Source organism: Chitinophaga sp., from assembly GCF_039596455.1.
Taxonomy (GTDB): Bacteria; Bacteroidota; Bacteroidia; order Chitinophagales; family Chitinophagaceae; genus Chitinophaga.
This window is the reverse complement of record NZ_JBCNJR010000001.1, coordinates 1-15,416: the sequence shown is the minus strand read 5'-3', so window position 1 is coordinate 15,416 and position 15,416 is coordinate 1. Positions and strand designations below refer to the sequence as shown.

Annotated in this window: 14 protein-coding genes; 8 read left to right on the top strand and 6 right to left on the bottom strand. The window is 54.0% G+C overall.

The window, feature by feature from the left end; translation table 11 throughout:
- Positions 1–49 precede the first annotated feature (49 nt).
- Entirely contained in the window at positions 50–514 is a 465-nt protein-coding gene (locus ABDW36_RS00070; RefSeq protein WP_343699838.1) for a response regulator, read from the bottom strand.
- A gap of 326 nt (positions 515–840) precedes the next feature.
- Between ABDW36_RS00070 and ABDW36_RS00065 the strand changes: the two genes are divergently transcribed.
- From ABDW36_RS00065 to ABDW36_RS00045, 5 genes are all read left to right on the top strand, one after another.
- A complete protein-coding gene (locus ABDW36_RS00065) occupies positions 841–1,419 on the top strand; it encodes a LemA family protein (protein ID WP_343699837.1) in 579 nt (192 codons plus the stop codon).
- A gap of 80 nt (positions 1,420–1,499) precedes the next feature.
- A complete protein-coding gene (locus tag ABDW36_RS00060) occupies positions 1,500–1,955 on the top strand; it encodes a TPM domain-containing protein (RefSeq protein ID WP_343699836.1) in 456 nt (151 codons plus the stop codon).
- Between the two features lie 27 nt (positions 1,956–1,982).
- Entirely contained in the window at positions 1,983–2,801 is an 819-nt protein-coding gene (locus ABDW36_RS00055; RefSeq protein ID WP_343699835.1) for a TPM domain-containing protein, read from the top strand.
- A 77-nt stretch (positions 2,802–2,878) separates the two neighbouring features.
- Positions 2,879–3,808, top strand: coding sequence for a hypothetical protein (locus ABDW36_RS00050; protein WP_343699834.1), 930 nt, complete (start codon positions 2,879–2,881; stop codon positions 3,806–3,808).
- Positions 3,809–3,861: 53 nt separating this feature from the next.
- Complete coding sequence (locus ABDW36_RS00045) at positions 3,862–4,335, top strand: CHRD domain-containing protein (protein WP_343699833.1); 474 nt, start codon at positions 3,862–3,864, stop codon at positions 4,333–4,335.
- Positions 4,336–4,442: 107 nt separating this feature from the next.
- Here ABDW36_RS00045 and ABDW36_RS00040 read toward each other — a convergent pair whose 3' ends face one another.
- From ABDW36_RS00040 to ABDW36_RS00020, 5 genes are all read right to left on the bottom strand, one after another.
- Positions 4,443–5,519 (bottom strand): membrane dipeptidase, encoded by a 1,077-nt coding sequence (locus tag ABDW36_RS00040; protein ID WP_343699832.1) that lies wholly within the window; start codon positions 5,517–5,519, stop codon positions 4,443–4,445.
- 4 nt (positions 5,520–5,523) lie between these two features.
- Positions 5,524–6,663, bottom strand: a complete 1,140-nt coding sequence (locus ABDW36_RS00035; RefSeq protein ID WP_343699831.1) for a D-TA family PLP-dependent enzyme — start codon at positions 6,661–6,663, stop codon at positions 5,524–5,526.
- Between the two features lie 10 nt (positions 6,664–6,673).
- On the bottom strand, positions 6,674–7,138 hold the full coding sequence (locus ABDW36_RS00030; protein ID WP_343699830.1) for a RidA family protein: 465 nt from the start codon (positions 7,136–7,138) through the stop codon (positions 6,674–6,676).
- 22 nt (positions 7,139–7,160) lie between these two features.
- The gene (locus ABDW36_RS00025) at positions 7,161–8,486 is read right to left on the bottom strand and encodes a gluconate:H+ symporter (protein WP_343699829.1); all 1,326 of its coding nucleotides are present in this window, start codon (positions 8,484–8,486) and stop codon (positions 7,161–7,163) included.
- Positions 8,487–9,309: 823 nt separating this feature from the next.
- On the bottom strand, positions 9,310–11,901 hold the full coding sequence (locus ABDW36_RS00020) for a M1 family aminopeptidase (protein WP_343699828.1): 2,592 nt from the start codon (positions 11,899–11,901) through the stop codon (positions 9,310–9,312).
- Positions 11,902–12,026: 125 nt separating this feature from the next.
- Here ABDW36_RS00020 and ABDW36_RS00015 point away from each other — a divergent pair, with 125 nt between their 5' ends.
- The 3 genes from ABDW36_RS00015 to truA all read left to right on the top strand — a co-directional run bounded on the left by ABDW36_RS00015 (position 12,027) and on the right by truA (position 14,889).
- Positions 12,027–12,536 (top strand): biotin/lipoyl-containing protein, encoded by a 510-nt coding sequence (locus tag ABDW36_RS00015; RefSeq protein WP_343699827.1) that lies wholly within the window; start codon positions 12,027–12,029, stop codon positions 12,534–12,536.
- A 20-nt stretch (positions 12,537–12,556) separates the two neighbouring features.
- Positions 12,557–14,062 carry a DUF4476 domain-containing protein gene (locus tag ABDW36_RS00010; RefSeq protein ID WP_343699826.1) on the top strand — a complete coding sequence of 502 codons (1,506 nt, stop codon included), beginning with the start codon at positions 12,557–12,559 and terminating at the stop codon, positions 14,060–14,062.
- Positions 14,063–14,148: 86 nt separating this feature from the next.
- Entirely contained in the window at positions 14,149–14,889 is a 741-nt protein-coding gene (gene truA / locus ABDW36_RS00005; protein ID WP_343699825.1) for a tRNA pseudouridine(38-40) synthase TruA, read from the top strand.
- Positions 14,890–15,416: the final 527 nt, after the last annotated feature.

The following is a 15,416-nucleotide window of genomic DNA, read 5'->3' as shown; positions in this document are numbered from 1 at the left end:
ACCGGCTGAAGCTACCTTCAGCCGGCAAAGATCTTACATCCAGCCGCCGTTACGAGATCAGCTTCTGCCGCAGCAAAAACTCCAGCTTCTCATTCACGTCCAGCAGCTTTTCGGTCAGCTCCCGGTTTTCCTTGCGCAAGGCGTATACTTCGTAGGCCTTTTCTATATTATGGCGCAGCTCCTCATCGTTCCAGGGCTTGGAAAAATATTTGTATACCTGGCCTTTGTTGATGGCGTCTATCACCGCGTTGATATCTGCATACCCGGTAAGGAGTATGCGGATGGGCTCCGGGTATTTGGTCAGGATGGATTCAAAAAACTCTATCCCGGTCATCTTCGGCATCCGCTGGTCCGAAATGATGATGTGAAATGCATGTTCCTCCAGCAATTTGTACGCATCTTCCGCAGATTCGGCTGTTTGCACCGTATAAATCCTCCTGAAAGATGCCTTGAACGCATTCAGGTTATGTATTTCATCATCGATATAGAGGATGTGAATGTGTTGTGCACTCATTATTAACGCAGTAGAGTAATTGTAATATAATAAAAATAAATGAGTCGGAAAAAATGATTGCGGGCGGATATACCGCATGCATTGCATTCCCCTTTAACGAATTACCGGCCCTGGCCACACGAAATCAAGACCGGTGAAATCCGAACCAAACATAGAGATTTTTTGTTAACGGGTTCTTAACTTTTCGATGACCGCTATTACTTAATTGGTAACCGCTGGAACTAACCAGTTTATCGTTATGGTATTTAAACCTTGTTTTGCGCTTTCCGTTATTTCTTGTAGGTTTGAATATACCCTTTCCTAACTTTATTAAAAAAAGATAGAATATGAAAACTGGAATCATTGTGATCATTGTCCTGGTACTCCTGGGCTTTTTCGGTTGCAGCAAGTACAACGGGATGGCAACAAAAGACGAAGCGGTAAACAAAGCGTGGGGGAACGTAGAAACCCAGTACCAGCGCCGGGCTGACCTGGTAGACAACCTGGTGAACACAGTGAAAGGTTCTGCCAACTTTGAGCAGGAAACCCTTACGAAGGTAATTGAAGCACGTTCAAAGGCTTCTTCCGTACAAATTAACCCCGGAGACCTTACACCTGAAAAAGTGGCACAGTTCCAGCAGGCACAGGGCGAGTTAAGCGGCGCGCTCAGCCGTTTGCTGGTAACGGTAGAAAAATACCCGGAGCTGCGTACTACGGAACAGTTCCAGACCCTTATGGCGCAACTGGAGGGCACGGAGAACCGCATTGCCGTAAGCAGGAATGATTTCAACGGGGCTGTGAACGATTTTAACAGCAGTATACGCACCTTTCCCAATAATGTGATCGCCAATATCACGGGCTTTTCCGCCAAGGGCTACTTCAAGGCTGCCGAAGGCGCTGAGAAAGCCCCGAAAGTACAATTCTAATTCCGCTACGGACCACGATGCGTCATCCGCAACTGTTTGCACCGCGCATCCTGGTCCGTAGTTCGTAATATCATGCATCCATGGGCCTATTTTCATTCAGAAAGAAAGAGATCTTCACAGAAGAGGAAAAAAACAGGATCATACATGCCATCCGCCAGGCGGAGCGCCTTACATCAGGCGAGATCAGGCTGTTTGTGGAGAACCGCTGTGAATATGTAGACCCTATGGACCGGGCCAGGGAAGCGTTCCTGTCACTGGGCATGGACAAAACAAAGCAACGGAACGCCGTACTGCTGTACATTGCCCTGCGAGACCACCAGTTTGCCATCCTGGGAGACCAGGGGATTCACGAAAAAGTAGGCACGGATTTCTGGCAAAAGGAAGCCCTCCTGCTGAAAGACCATTTTTCATCTAACAAGATCATTGAAGGCATAGAGGTATGCGTGAAAGAGATCGGAGAATCCCTGTTACATTATTTCCCCTTTGAAGCCGGTGACGCCAATGAGCTGCCGGACGACATTGTGTTCGGGAGATAAATACATTGATTCATAAGCAACAAACAAATGAAGTTTTTCCGCTGGTTAATTTTATGGAGTTTTATACTGATCGGATGTAGTGCTATTGCGCAGGATTTTCCCGGTGGGCGAGATTTCCCCGCCCGCCCCAATCCGCCGCGGCTGGTGAACGACTATGCGCATGTACTGTTGCAGTCTGAGGCAAATGAGCTGGAAAGGAAGCTGGTAGCGTATGACGACAGTACCTCCTCACAAATTGCCATTGTACTGGTCAATACCACCGGGGAGTATGACGATTTTGACTATGCGCTGCAGATTTTCCGGGATTGGGGCATTGGCCAGAAAAAGAAGAACAACGGTATACTCATATTTGCCGCCATTAAAGACCGGCGGGTGAGAATCATTACGGGAGACGGGCTGGAAGGCGCGGTGCCTGATGCGGTGGCCTGGGGCATTATTGACAAGATCATTAAACCATCTTTCCGGGAAGAGCATTATTACCAGGGGCTTGATGCAGCGGCAGACGCGCTGGTAAAAGCGGCTGCCGGCGAGTACAAAGGTGTTCCGCGCAGCAAGCAGGGCCCCGGCGGCGGTAACATACTGGGCATTATTATCATTATCATCATCCTGCTGGTGCTCTTTGGCCGCGGTGGCGGCGGCGGGCGCGGCGGTGGCCGGGTAATCAGCCGCAGGGGAGACAGCGTGTTCGGCGGCATCCTGGGCGGCATGATAGGCAGCTCACTGGGCCGCGGCGGTGGTGGTTTTGGCGGCGGCTTCGGCGGCGGTGGAGGAGGTTTCGGCGGGGGCGGCTTTGGTGGCTTCGGCGGCGGCTCCAGCAGCGGCGGAGGCGCAGGAGGAAGCTGGTAGAAGAAGGCATATTATTCGTGACCAGGCAAACGCATGCCGCCGTTTGCCACTAACTGCATGTACAATTGATACTTCATGTGTTAAATGGCGATGCTACCCGCGAGATCTTTGACCACAGCGGTATTCCCGGGGAAAAGGTAGTTTGGCGGGAAATGCTTTGCGAGGGTAAAACCCCGCCCGCTACAGATATGCAGCAATTCTTCCGGGAAAGGGCGGCATACCTGCAGCAGCAATACGGTATAGACAGTGATGCCTACATGCGTGACCTGCCTGAAACCACCCAGCGCCTCAACAATGCGGCCGCCTACGAAGAAATTGTGCTCTGGTTTGAATTTGACCTCTTTTGCCAGGTGAACCTGCTGTTTGTATTGTATTACCTGCACCATCTTTCCATATCATTACCCCCTGTAAGTATTGTTCAGTTGCATGAGCACCCTGAGGTGCCCGGCTTCCGGGGCATGGGCATGCTGAAACCGGAGCATCTCCCGCCCCTGTTTGAAGGCAGGGTGCGCCTGCAGGCGGAAGACTGGCAGCTGGCGCTTCAGAGCCGGGAAGCGTACAGCGGCGCAGATCCCCTGGCGCTGGAAGCCCTCAGCCACCGTTCCGCCAAACATCTGCCTTACCTGGGCAAAGCCCTGCAAGCTCACCTGCAACGCCTGCCCGGCGCGGCCAATGGGCTGAACGCAGTGGAGCACTTTTTCCTTGACCGCCTGGCATTAGGTAAACTCAGCGAAAGAGCGCTCTATTACCAGTTCTGGAATGAACAAAAGATCTATGGTTTCGGAGATTTTCAGCTGGACATATATATTCAACGCCTGCAGCGGGCGGGCGTAGTGCAGCGGGACAGTGAAATGCTGAGCATCACCAGCCTGGGCCGCGAAGTGCTGAACAATGAACAAAACTATCTTTCCTTTGCAACCCAGCAAAACCTGTGGCTGGGCGGTATTCCCCTGGAGCAAACGCCCTGGCGCTGGGACGGGGATGAAGGCCGCGTAATTCATATCTGACCCAAGCAACCCCACGCAGCGTTCTCCCGTATACTCCCCTAAAGAAGAGCGCTATGAAAAATTTACATCTCCTGGTATTTCTGGCCATGGGCATTTTTTGCCTGGCAGCCGTTTCCTGCAAAAAAGACAAAGACGAGAAAGACAACCTGTATACCGTCAAGAACGCTCCCATGAGCGGCGCGCAGGAAAACCCCGCGGTTACCACCACCGGCACCGGCAGCTTCGATGCCAGTTATAACCCCGATTCAAAAGAAATGACCATCACCGTCCGCTGGTCTAATCTTTCCGGTAATGCCACGCTCATGCATATTCATGGCCCCGCCGCCAAGGGCGTGAATGCAGGCGTGCTGCAAAACTTTGCCACCCTGTTTGCCTCGGCGCCGGCTGGCAGTTTCACCACCAGCTTTGTGCTGAACGGTACCACGCAAACGGAGGCAGACTTGCTGGCGGGTAAATGGTATGTCAATATCCATACAGCCGCTAACCCGGGTGGGGAAATACGCGGGCAAATAGAGCTGGTGTACTAAAGAGTTCAATGCCTACTGAAGAGAACAACCGAAAAAGAAAATGCCGGTTACGCTTGCTGCTTTCGGTAACCGGCATAGAGGGCGGGCTTGTCGGGGCCTGCCTTTTTTTATTTCCACGCTTCCAGCAGAAAGCGCACCCAGTTTTTGTGGGTGATGTTGTCAATATCTTCTTCCTTGTAGCCGCGCCCGCGGAGAATGCCGGGTATTTTTTGCAGCCCGGCAATGCTTTCCAGGTCGTAGGGAGACTGTTCCGTGCCAAAAGCGCCGTCAAGGTCTGAGCCAATGGCGGCATGGCGGCTGTTGCCGGCCAGCTGGCAGATATGGTCTATCTGGTCTGCCACTTTCTCCAGGGAAACGTCCATTTCTTTTGGCTGGCTGACGCCTCTTTGCCAGCCGGGCGTCAGCATCCAGGCGTCAAAGGCGGTGCCTATTACGGCGCCGCGGGCAATGAGCATGGAAAATTGCTCGTCTGAGAACTGGCGGTTGTGGGGTACCAGCTTGCGGCTATTATGATGGCTGGCCCATACGGGGCCGGAGAAATGGTCCATGGCCTCAAAGAAACTCTCGTCGCAGAGGTGGGTGGCGTCCAGGATGATGCCCAGCCGTTCCATCTCTTTGAGCAGGGCGCGGCCTTTGGTACCCAGCCCGCCGCTGGAATCTGTTCCATATGCATATACGCCAGGACCGTAGTGAGCGGGGCCAACGGCCCGCAGGCCCGCAGCATAGGCCTTTTCCACGCAGGCCAGTTCAAAGAAGGAATCTGCCCCTTCCAGGCTTAATATAAACCCGATGGGGAGGGAGCTGGTGTCTGCGGCGTTTTCCCAGAGCTGAAGGTGAGCAGTGAGCTCGGCGGCGTTGGTGATCTGCTTCATTTCACCGCGCTCTTCCATAGCCTGGTACCAGGCCAGCTGGCCCTGCGTTTGCGCCCATGCCTGCTCCTGCGAGTGCCAGCCGGGCAGCGGGTTGCCGGGGCCTACATAACGGGCAATCTGCGTAGCAACGCAAATGCCTACACGCCCTTTGCGCATTTCCGGCAGGCATACGGTGCCGCGGCCGCGGTCTGGTTTATCTGTCAGCCCCTTTTCCCGGTCACGGATGGCCTGCAGCGGCCTGGTGAGGTCACGGTTCCACTCCAGGGCGTTCATGCTCAGGTCCAGGTGCGCATCGAAAATGAATGATTGCATATAGTTATCTGGTTGATAAACGGGTGCTGAGAATTTTGCGGCCGCGTGCAATAGGCCAGGTAGCGGCATGTACGCCGTTGCTGATCACCAATGCTTCATTGTAGAGCGCTACAGTGGGGCATACGTGCCAGGGCGTACCGTACAGTATGTCTCCCACCTGCAACTGGTCTGACTGTGGTGTTTTTACCACCAGGTGCTCTTCACTCTGGGAAACCACTTCGTATTCACCGAGGCTGTGGAAAAACACCCGTTTGGTAATGGGGTTTTCTGCTGAAACGGCTTTATGCCCCAGGTCTAGCGTAACATGTCCTGCCTGCGGTTTGGAAATAACGCGGGTGAGCAGCAGGGCGGCGGGCGTAAAGGCCTGTTCTGCCAGGGAGCTGCCGTAGCCTTCATCCCAGAGGAGGCAGGTGCCGGGGCTGCAGGTTACGCCGGGGCGCTGCAGGTGAATGGGAAAAGTGGGGCTGCCGCCGGCCACTATTTCAACATCCCCTATTTCCGCGGCCAGAGCGGCCACGGGGGCAAAAGCTTCATTGCATTCCGCCGTGCGCAGCGCCAGGTCTGGCTGGCGGATGTGGCCATCGTACACATGCAGGCCGCGCAGGTGTACAAAGGGCAGGGCCTGGATGTACCGGCTGAGGGCCAGCGCTTTTTCCGGCGCTATGCCGGTACGGTGCATGCCGTTGTCAACATCAATATACACTTCCGCTTTGCTACCGCCTTGCTCACGGGCAAAGCCGATGGGTTTGCGGGATTGCCGGAGGTCTTCAAAAAGATTGTTCAGCAGGTTGGCGGAGGCCTCATTGTCTACCAGCGAAGCGAACCTCGTTTTGGGAAAACGGACGGTCAGCTCTGCAAAGGCTTCTGCAGTGGGGGAGTTGAGCTGGTACGCCAGCAGCACGTCTGCCGCGCCGCTTTCCGCCAGCATCTGCGCTTCGGCAAAGGTGGCGCATTTAAAGCGGGTAATGCCCTGCTTCAGCTGCATTTGCACCACCTGCGCCATTTTATGTGTTTTTACATGGGGCATCAGCCGCTCCGGGCCGCCCGCCATGGCAATCATTTTTTGGATATTGTCTTCCACCAGCTCGCGGTATACCAGCAGGGCGGGAGAGGCCAGGGTGGCCGGTTCTTTCAGTTCGTACATGGTTGTTTGATTAATCTGCCAGTTCAAATACCGCTTCTATTTCTACGGTGATGTTATCAGGCAGGGAGCCCATGCCTACGGCGCTGCGCACGCCTACGCCGTTATCAGGCCCCCAGATCTTCACGAACAGCTCGCTGCAGCCGTTGATCACAAAGGGATGTTTGCCGAAGTCCGGCGTGGCGTTCACCATGCCCAGCACTTTGATAACCCGTTTTATTTTATTGAGGGAGCCTAGTTGAGATACCAGGGTGGAAAGAATAGTGAGCCCCACTTGCTGCGCGGCCAGCTTGGCCCCGTCTGCGTTCACGTCAAGGCCGGCCTTGCCGAACAGCAGCTCGCCGTTGGGCAGCACCGGGCCGTGGCCGGAAACATATACCAGTTTGTCTACTATCAATAACGGTTTGTATACGCCTTTGGGCGCGGGTGCGGGCGGAAGCTCAAGGCCCAGCGCCGCGAAGTTTTCTGCTGCGTTCATCTCCTCTGTTTTTGCTTTAAAGTTATCCAATAAATTGTTGCAATACCAATACGCCCGCCAGGCCGCAAACAGATACAATGGTTTCCATTACTGACCAGGTGGCAAATGTCTGTTTGAGGCTGAGGTTGAAGTATTCTTTGAACAGCCAGAAGCCGCCGTCGTTCACATGAGAGAACATCAGGCTGCCCGCGCCGATGGAAAGCACCATCAATTCAGGCTGCGCAGCCTGGTTTTGAATAAGCGGCAGCAATATGCCCACCGTGGTGAGGCCTGCTACCGTGGCGGAACCTACGCAAACACGTATCACCGCGGCAATGATCCAGCCCAGTACCAGCGGAGATACCGGCAGGTGGCGCAGCGCTTCGCCGATGTAGGTGTTGATGTTGCCGTCTTTGATCACCTGCATGAACACGCCGGAGCCGGCAATAATGAGCATAATGGGCGCCACGTCTTTAAAGGCCGTTTCCATAGATTTCATTACCTGCTTCATGCTCTGCCCGCGGCGCAGGCCCAGCAGCCAAACCGCCACCAGTACAGATAGCAGCATGGCAATGTTGGGGTCTCCGATTACGGCAATTATTTTTTGCACCGCGCTGCCCGCTGTAATGAACGGGTCTGCCACGGTGGTGATGGTCAGCAGAATGAGGGGCAGCAAGGCTGTGAACAGGCTGATGCCCAGGCCGGGCAGTTCTTCATTGGGCCGGAAGGATATATTGAGCAGCCCCTGTTCCGGCGTAATGAGCATTTTCTTCAACCGGCTGCCGAAGAGCGGCCCAGCAATGGCAATAGTAGGAACGGAAATAATGAGGCCGTATAACAGCGTTTTGCCAATGTCTGCGCCCAGTTGCTGGCTGATGGCCGTGGGCGAAGGGTGAGGCGGCAGGAAGCCGTGCGCGGTGGAAAGGGCGGATATCATGGGTATGCCCACATACAGCAAGGGCAGGCGGGTGGCCATGCCGGTGGCAAAGATGAGCGGCACCACTATTACGAAGCCGGCCGTGTAAAACATGGGGATGCCCACCAGCAGGCCGGCCAGGGCCATGCCCCACTGGATGCGGCAGGTGCCGAAAAGGCCGATCATGGAAGTAGTGATGCGCTGGGCGGCCCCGCTGTCTGCCACCAGCTTGCCCAGCATGGCGCCAAAGCCCAGGATGGTAACCAGCGAGCCCAGGGTGCTGCCAATGCCGGAGGAGATGGATTTGCCTATTTCGGGGCCATTGAGGCCGCAGCTTAATGCCAGCAGAATGCTCACTACCAGGAAGGAAAGGAATGTGTCCAGCTTCACCCACATAATCAGCGCAATCAACAGCAGAATGGACAGTATGACCAGTAAAACAGGAGAAATCATGGAGACGGTGGAATTTTGGTATATCCACTCAATATAGGGAAGAATTTTTTGCCGGAGGGGGATTTGTTGGTGAAGCGCTGGCCTGTTTCTGGTCTGCTCCGGTCGGCAAGCCCCGGCTGTTTCATTATTCCTTACGCAGGTCACAAATCCCCGTTACCGCCCCTGGCTGCTACTCATTATTCCGTACGCAGGTCGCAAATCCCCGTTACCACCCCCGGCTGTTACTCATTATTCCTTACGCAGGTCACAAATCCCCGTTACCGCCCCTGGCTGCTACTCATTATTCCTTACGCAGGTCGCAAATCCCCGTTACCGCCCCTGGCTGCTACTCATTATTCCTTACGCAGGTCGCAAATCCCCGTTACCGCCCCTGGCTGCTACTCATTATTCCTTGCGCAGGTCACAAATCTCCGTTACCACCCCGCTGCTACCAACCTTCGGCAAAACATCCTCAAACCGTATAGGAACCGAACCCCCCGAGGGGTTATCGAAGGGTTGTCAGTAGTATGTCAGCAGAACACCGCCCATTCAGGCCCATCTAACCCTGTTCCGACCCTGTTCTGACCCTGTCTACACCCTGTCTACACAATGAAAGCAGGGTGAGAACAGGGTGTAGACAGGGTGGGCGCCGGTGGGCGGCAATACTTCCGGCCTGCGGTGGCGCAGCGGGCCGGCTGGGGAATGCTAACACAATGAAAATCAGTGAAAAGGATATTAAAAAGGGCTGACCGAAAAGCAGATTATTACTTTTCGATCAGCCCTATAGCGGTTTGCGGTTGAAGTGAGTGACACAACGGCGGCTGAGCCGCCTTACTGCCGCTGACTACTCCTCAGTTTTACTTTCTTTTATTTTCTTGACGGCCTGCAGGATGTGCTCCGCCTGTTTGTTCAGCTCGTTGCGCGGCTCTCCGGAGGCCTGGGCGGCTTTTTGCTGCTTCTTCTGGGCAATGGGCCCCAGCAGGTTAACCATGTAGCTGTTCACCCAGGAATTGTTGAAGCCGGTTACCACATCTACCACTTCATCCACGCCTTTGGTAACCATGGCGGTATTATCTACGCCGGCAAGGAAATTCAGGTAGAGAATGGCTGCGCCGATCTTTTCCTGGCCGGTAGTTTCGGCCAGGCGGGTGGAGAAGTAGGGAACATCGCTCTCATTGCCGTTTTTGGCGTACACGCTGGCAATGCCGCTGCTGAGCATGCCGCGGGCGTCTTTCTCCATGGCTTTGGCCAGCTGGTAGGCCTTTTTGATGTCAAGCTCCGCCAGTGCGTTGAGGGCGGTGCCTTCCACCAGGTAAGAGCGGTCTTTCAGCGCTGCTTCGAACAAGGGCGCATATTGCGCGTCTTCCAGGCGGCCCAGCTGTTTGATGGCGGCGGCGCGCACCCAGGCAACGGGGTCGTTCTTGGCCAGGTCCAGCAGAATGGGCAGGGCGGCGGTCCTTACCTCGTTGTTATCCAGCTTCAGGCCGGAAATGGTGAGGGCGCGCAGGCCTTCGTACTTGTCTTTCAGCGCGGCAATTACCGTGGCGCGGGCGGCAGGGTTGCCGGTATGCTGCTTCAATGCGGCTTCTATGGCCTCCCGGCGGTCGAGGTAATTGGGCGCGTTTTTATACTGGAACACGTAGGTGTTCAGGTCACGGCGGTCAGATTTTTTGAGGATCAGTATTTTGTCCGCGTCCACATTGATAAAATCAGGCTTGGTGCTGACCGCAAAGGCGAAGGTGTCTGTTTTTTCCGTGAGGCGGACGTTGTGCCGTTCCTTCTTGCCGCCCGCGTACACGTCTATGGCAAAAGGCAGGTCAAACACCTTGTCTCCCTTCTGGTTGATGATCACCCTGGCAAGGCCGGCCTGGCTGTAGTCATAGCTGATATCAAGCGTGGGGTAGCCCTGGCCGAAGTACCACTGGTTGAAGAACCAGTTGAGGTCTTGGCCGGTTACCTCTTCCATGGCCAGGCGCAGGTGGTGAGATTCCGTAGCCTTGAAGGCATTTTGTTTCAGGTAAAGGTTGAGGGCTTTGAAAAACGCTTCGTCACCTACATAGTTGCGGAGCATGTGGAGGATGCGGCCGCCTTTCTGGTAGCTCACGGCGTCAAACATATTTTCCTTGTCGTGGTAGTGGAACCGCACCAGGTGGCGGTCTCCCTGGTATTCTGCAGACTCCATGTAGTTGTTCATGGCGTTGTAGCCGTGCTCGTCTGCCGCATCTTTCCCGAATTTATGCTCAAACCAGAGGTACTCGCTGTAGTCCGCAAAAGACTCGTTCATGGTAAGGTTGCTCCATGATTCACAGGTGGCCAGGTCCCCAAACCAGTGGTGGAACAGCTCATGCGCAATAACGGACTCGCCCAGGCGCTCTTCGTCGTCCAGCAGCTCGCGGTCCGTTTTCTGGAGGAAATCGCCGTGAATGGTGGCGGTGGTGTTCTCCATGGCGCCGGATACATAGTCCCTCACAATTATCTGGGAGTATTTCACCCAGGGGTAGTCATACCCCAGCAGTTTGGAGAAAAAGGTCATCATTTCGGGCGTATTGCCGAAAATGGCTTTGGCGTGGGGCGCATATTCCTTTTCCACGTAATAGTTCACCTCCTTGTTGCGCCATTTGTCTTTCACAACGGCAAAGTCTCCCACGGCCATCATAAAGAGGTAGGGGGCGTGGGGGAGGTCCATCCGCCAGGTATCTGTACGGGTGCCGTCCGCATTGTTTTTCTGGCTCACCAGCTTACCGTTGGAGAGAGACACGTATTTTTTGTCTACCGTCATGCTGATCTCCGAGGTGGTTTTCTGGTTGGTTTTGTCTATGGTGGGGAACCATACGGAAGAAGCTTCCGTTTCGCCCTGTGTCCAGATCTGGATGGGCTTTTTGGGGTCTTTACCGTCAGGGTTGATGAAATAGAGGCCTTTGGCGTCCGTAATGGCGGCGCTGCCTTTCACCTCCAGCTCGTCAGGCTTGGCGGTATATTCCACGAACACGGTATAAGATTCGCCGGATTTATACGTTTTATTAAGTTTTACGCTGATCTCCTGGCCGTCGTATTTATACTGGAGGGGCGTTTGTTTAGCCGTTTTGAGCATGGCCTCCGTAGGGTAGCGGAGGGTGCCGGGGCCGCCGCCCTGGATGAGGGTAACGGTTTTCACGTCCATTCCCTTGGCGTCAAGCGTGAGGCTGTCAGTAGGGTAGAAGTGCGGCTGCAGGGTAATCCAGGCTTTGCCGTTGAGGTGGCGTTTGGCGTAATCGAAACGTACGTCCAGTTTGGTATGAACAAGGTTGTTGATTTTGGTAGGGGTGGCTCGATAGATCTTGAGTGCGGGATCGTCTTTGCGGTTGTCTCCCGACTGGGCCAAAGCACTGGTACAGAGCCCCATAAGCGCGAGCCCTGCCAGCCATATACCCAGTGATTTTCTGGTTTGATGATGCATGCAATTGTTATTTTGGACAAAAATAGCCTCCTGCGGGGAGGGGAAACGTCAAATTTAAACAAATGGCCCAAATACGACGCAAGCGGTTAAAATTGTTATTTTTGTAGGGATAGGACAGGTAATATATGATCAAAGCAACAGTGAACGGCGCCCGGCCGTTTGAAATTACCCCGGCCGGAGACGGTCCCGGGCATGTGGAATGTAACGGGAAACAAGTAGATTGGAGCACTACCGCCCTGCCGTCAGGAGGTTTCAGCATTTTAATGGATGGGAAAAGCCTGGTGGCGGAAGTGGTAAAAACTGATCCGGACACTAAAACCATTACGCTCCAGATCAACCAGGCGCTGTATGAGGTGGCCCTGCAGGAACCGATAGACCGCCTGCTGGCCTCTATGGGCATTTCTGAAGCCTCTTCCCGCAAGCTGAATGACATCAAGGCGCCCATGCCCGGCATGGTGCTGAAAGTGCTGGTAACGCCGGGCCAGGCCATCAAAAAGGGAGACCCGGTGCTGATACTGGAAGCCATGAAAATGGAAAACGTCTTCAAGGCCGCAGCAGACGCGGTGGTGAAAGAGATCAGGGTGGCGGAGCGCACTGCCGTGGAGAAAGGAGAGGTATTAATTGTGCTGGAATAATATTTGTTACAAGTAACATTATGGATCGAATTAAACTGAAACTGTTATATCTGTGCTGTTGCCTGCTGGTAGCCACCGGCCTGGCGGCGCAGGACGCGTCGTATTTTGTATACATCCAGCATGAGAAGCAGCAACCCTTCTACGTAAAGCTCAACGGCAAGCTGCTCAGCTCCTCTACCCGCGGCTACGTGATACTGCCCCGCCTGCAGGCCGGCAAAGTGCCCGTTACCATCGGGTTCCCCAAAAATGAGGCGCCGGAGCAGCATTATGTGATACGCCTTACCGGCAAAAGAGACTACGGTTTCCTGCTGAAAGGCAATGGTGACAAGGATTATGCCTTGTATGACCTGCAAACCTTCGCCTCCCTGAAGTCTGCCGGCGGCGGCGCCGCTGCGGAAGAGGAAGCGCCTGAGGAAACCCAAAGCGTAACCGTAGCCCGTATTTCCAGTGATACGGCCACGCCGGAGCAAAAGGCCATGATGGACAATGTGCAGGCCGATGTGGAGGCTGCGCTGAACAAATCAGCAGATAGCGGTCCCCGTAAAAAAAGCAGTTTTGCCGAAGCCCTTGATAAAGTAGTGATAGATGACCGGCCGGAGAACATGCCGCTGGAAGCCCCCAAACCTAAAGCCAAACCGGCCGCCCCGCCTGTAGAAACGGCGCCCGTGGTTTCAGTGGTGGAAGAAGTAGCCGAAACGCCTGCTAAAAAGCCGGCACGCAATAAACGCAACCGTTCCAAAGAGCGGGAGGCGCTGACAGAAGAGGAAAGAGAGCTGCTGAGCAGTGTGCTGGAAGATGAAAAGAAAGCAGCGGCAGATGAGGCGCTGGCAGAAGCCGCCGCTGAAAAGCCCGCTGTTAGCGAAGAAGCGGCCCCTCCACCGGTAAAAAAGGAAAAGAAGGCCAAAAAGAAAAAAGATGCGCCTGAGCCGGAGTTCATCGACTTCGGGGAATCCGGCGCGGCTCCGGCCGCGGCAGCAGCCAAGGCAGCGGAAACAGTGGAGGAAGCAGTGCCCGTGGCAGTAGATGGGGAAGAGAAGCCCGAAGTGAGCGCCAAGGAAGCCCGTGAGGCCCGCAAGCAGAAAAGAAAGGCGGAGCGCGAGGCGGCAGACAGGGAAGCTATTCTGAAAGACAGCCTGGCCAACGCCGAATTTTACGGCAATACCGAAGCGGTGAGCACCAAAACCAAAAAAGAAGAGAAAGAGAAGAAACCTTCCATAGAAATGGTGAACTCTGATTGCGGCAAGGTGCTGGAAGTAGACGCTTTCCGCAAACTGCTGCGCACGATGAACAGTAAAAAGAAAGATGAAGATATGGTAGACGCGTTCCGCCGCAGCATCCGCAACGTGTGCGTGAGCACGGAGCAGATACGGGCGCTGACGCAGTTGATATCTACGGAAGACAACCGTTACCAGTTGCTGGACGCGGCCTATCCCCGCACGTACGATTCCCAGAATTACGGCGGCCTGGAAGACCTGCTGAAGGACGATTATTACAAAGGGCGTTTCAAAGCATTGATCAAAAGATAATCACAAGCATTCAATACTGCAAATGGTGAACGGAAGCCTGGCTTTGTTCACCATTTGTCGTTTTAAAATCCCTACTTTCGCGCATCATGGCCAGGTATTTTTTAGAAGTTGCTTACATGGGGGAACGTTACAGCGGTTTCCAGGTGCAGGAAAATGCGCATACAGTGCAGGCTGAAATAGACCGCGCGGCAAGCCTGCTGATGCGGGTGCCGGTGGTGACCACAGGCTCCAGCCGTACCGATGCCGGCGTGCATGCCCGGCAGAATTTTCTGCATTTTGATCTGGAGCTGCCGCTGCATCCGCAGTTTGTGTATAAGATGAATGCCATTCTGCCGCCAGATATTGTGCTGAAGGGCGTTTACCCGGTAGGAGAGGCGGTGCACAGCCGTTTTGCCGCCACCAGCCGCGCTTATGAATACACCTTGTATACGTTTAAAGACCCGTTCATGCGTGACCGCGGTTATTATTTCCCTTACCGGATGAACATGGACGATTTGCATGCCGCTGCGGAGATAGTGAAGGAGTACCGCGACTTCAGCACTTTTTCAAAACGGAATACGCAGGTGAAAACGTTCAACTGCACTATTGAGCATTCCCGCTGGACGGAAGGAGACGGGCGTATAGTCTACAACGTGAGTGCCAACCGTTTTTTGCGTGGTATGGTACGGGGGCTGGTGGGCACTATGTTGCGTGTGGGCCGCGGAAAGCTTACCCTGGCGGAATTCAGGGCGGTGATAGAGAGCAAGGATTGCCGGCAGGCAGATTTTGCGGTGCCGCCGCAGGGTTTGTGTTTAATGCAGGTAAAGTATCCCGAAGGCACTTTTTGAGTTGTTCCCCATACTTTTTTCAAAAAAAATATTGTTGCTGAATCCCTTTGTGGGAGGGCTTTACAGCTGTTCTGAATTTGTTCCGGGCAGTTTTTGGGGAAAAACTTTTGTAAAACATTTGGAAGTGAAGCGAAAAAGTCTCTACCTTTGCATCCCGCTAACAACGGAAAACACGTAGTTCTTTACAACATTTTTCTTCCTTTCTGCATAGCTCAAATTGTTGCTGGCAGGGGTTTTCCGGGGATACTGACAAAAAAATAAAGTCAAAAAATTCTTTAGAAAAATTTGGTTGAAAATAAAACGTTCACTACCTTTGCACTCCCGTTAAAACGGAGCGAAACGGTGTGAGGCGGTAGAGGGTGGAAAAAGTTCTTAAAAACATCATGAAGGATGCAGGCGTTAGGGTCTGGAGGTTCGCAACCTTGGCATCTTGCAATTTTAACCGGGATAGACTGCGGATGCAGACTGGGGTTAGAAAAGGTCTTTGAAAGATTGGAAACAACAGCACGTTACAAGCAATTGTAACA

Coding starts and splice junctions, on each gene's coding strand:
- ABDW36_RS00060 (WP_343699836.1), top strand. CDS start 1,500: ATGGGCCTATTTTCATTCAGAAAGAAAGAGATCTTCACAGAAGAGGAA.
- ABDW36_RS00045 (WP_343699833.1), top strand. CDS start 3,862: ATGAAAAATTTACATCTCCTGGTATTTCTGGCCATGGGCATTTTTTGC.
- ABDW36_RS00035 (WP_343699831.1), bottom strand. CDS start 6,663: ATGTACGAACTGAAAGAACCGGCCACCCTGGCCTCTCCCGCCCTGCTG.
- ABDW36_RS00055 (WP_343699835.1), top strand. CDS start 1,983: ATGAAGTTTTTCCGCTGGTTAATTTTATGGAGTTTTATACTGATCGGA.
- ABDW36_RS00065 (WP_343699837.1), top strand. CDS start 841: ATGAAAACTGGAATCATTGTGATCATTGTCCTGGTACTCCTGGGCTTT.
- ABDW36_RS00025 (WP_343699829.1), bottom strand. CDS start 8,486: ATGATTTCTCCTGTTTTACTGGTCATACTGTCCATTCTGCTGTTGATT.
- ABDW36_RS00040 (WP_343699832.1), bottom strand. CDS start 5,519: ATGCAATCATTCATTTTCGATGCGCACCTGGACCTGAGCATGAACGCC.
- ABDW36_RS00020 (WP_343699828.1), bottom strand. CDS start 11,901: ATGCATCATCAAACCAGAAAATCACTGGGTATATGGCTGGCAGGGCTC.
- ABDW36_RS00070 (WP_343699838.1), bottom strand. CDS start 514: ATGAGTGCACAACACATTCACATCCTCTATATCGATGATGAAATACAT.
- ABDW36_RS00015 (WP_343699827.1), top strand. CDS start 12,027: ATGATCAAAGCAACAGTGAACGGCGCCCGGCCGTTTGAAATTACCCCG.
- truA (WP_343699825.1), top strand. CDS start 14,149: ATGGCCAGGTATTTTTTAGAAGTTGCTTACATGGGGGAACGTTACAGC.
- ABDW36_RS00030 (WP_343699830.1), bottom strand. CDS start 7,138: ATGAACGCAGCAGAAAACTTCGCGGCGCTGGGCCTTGAGCTTCCGCCC.
- ABDW36_RS00010 (WP_343699826.1), top strand. CDS start 12,557: ATGGATCGAATTAAACTGAAACTGTTATATCTGTGCTGTTGCCTGCTG.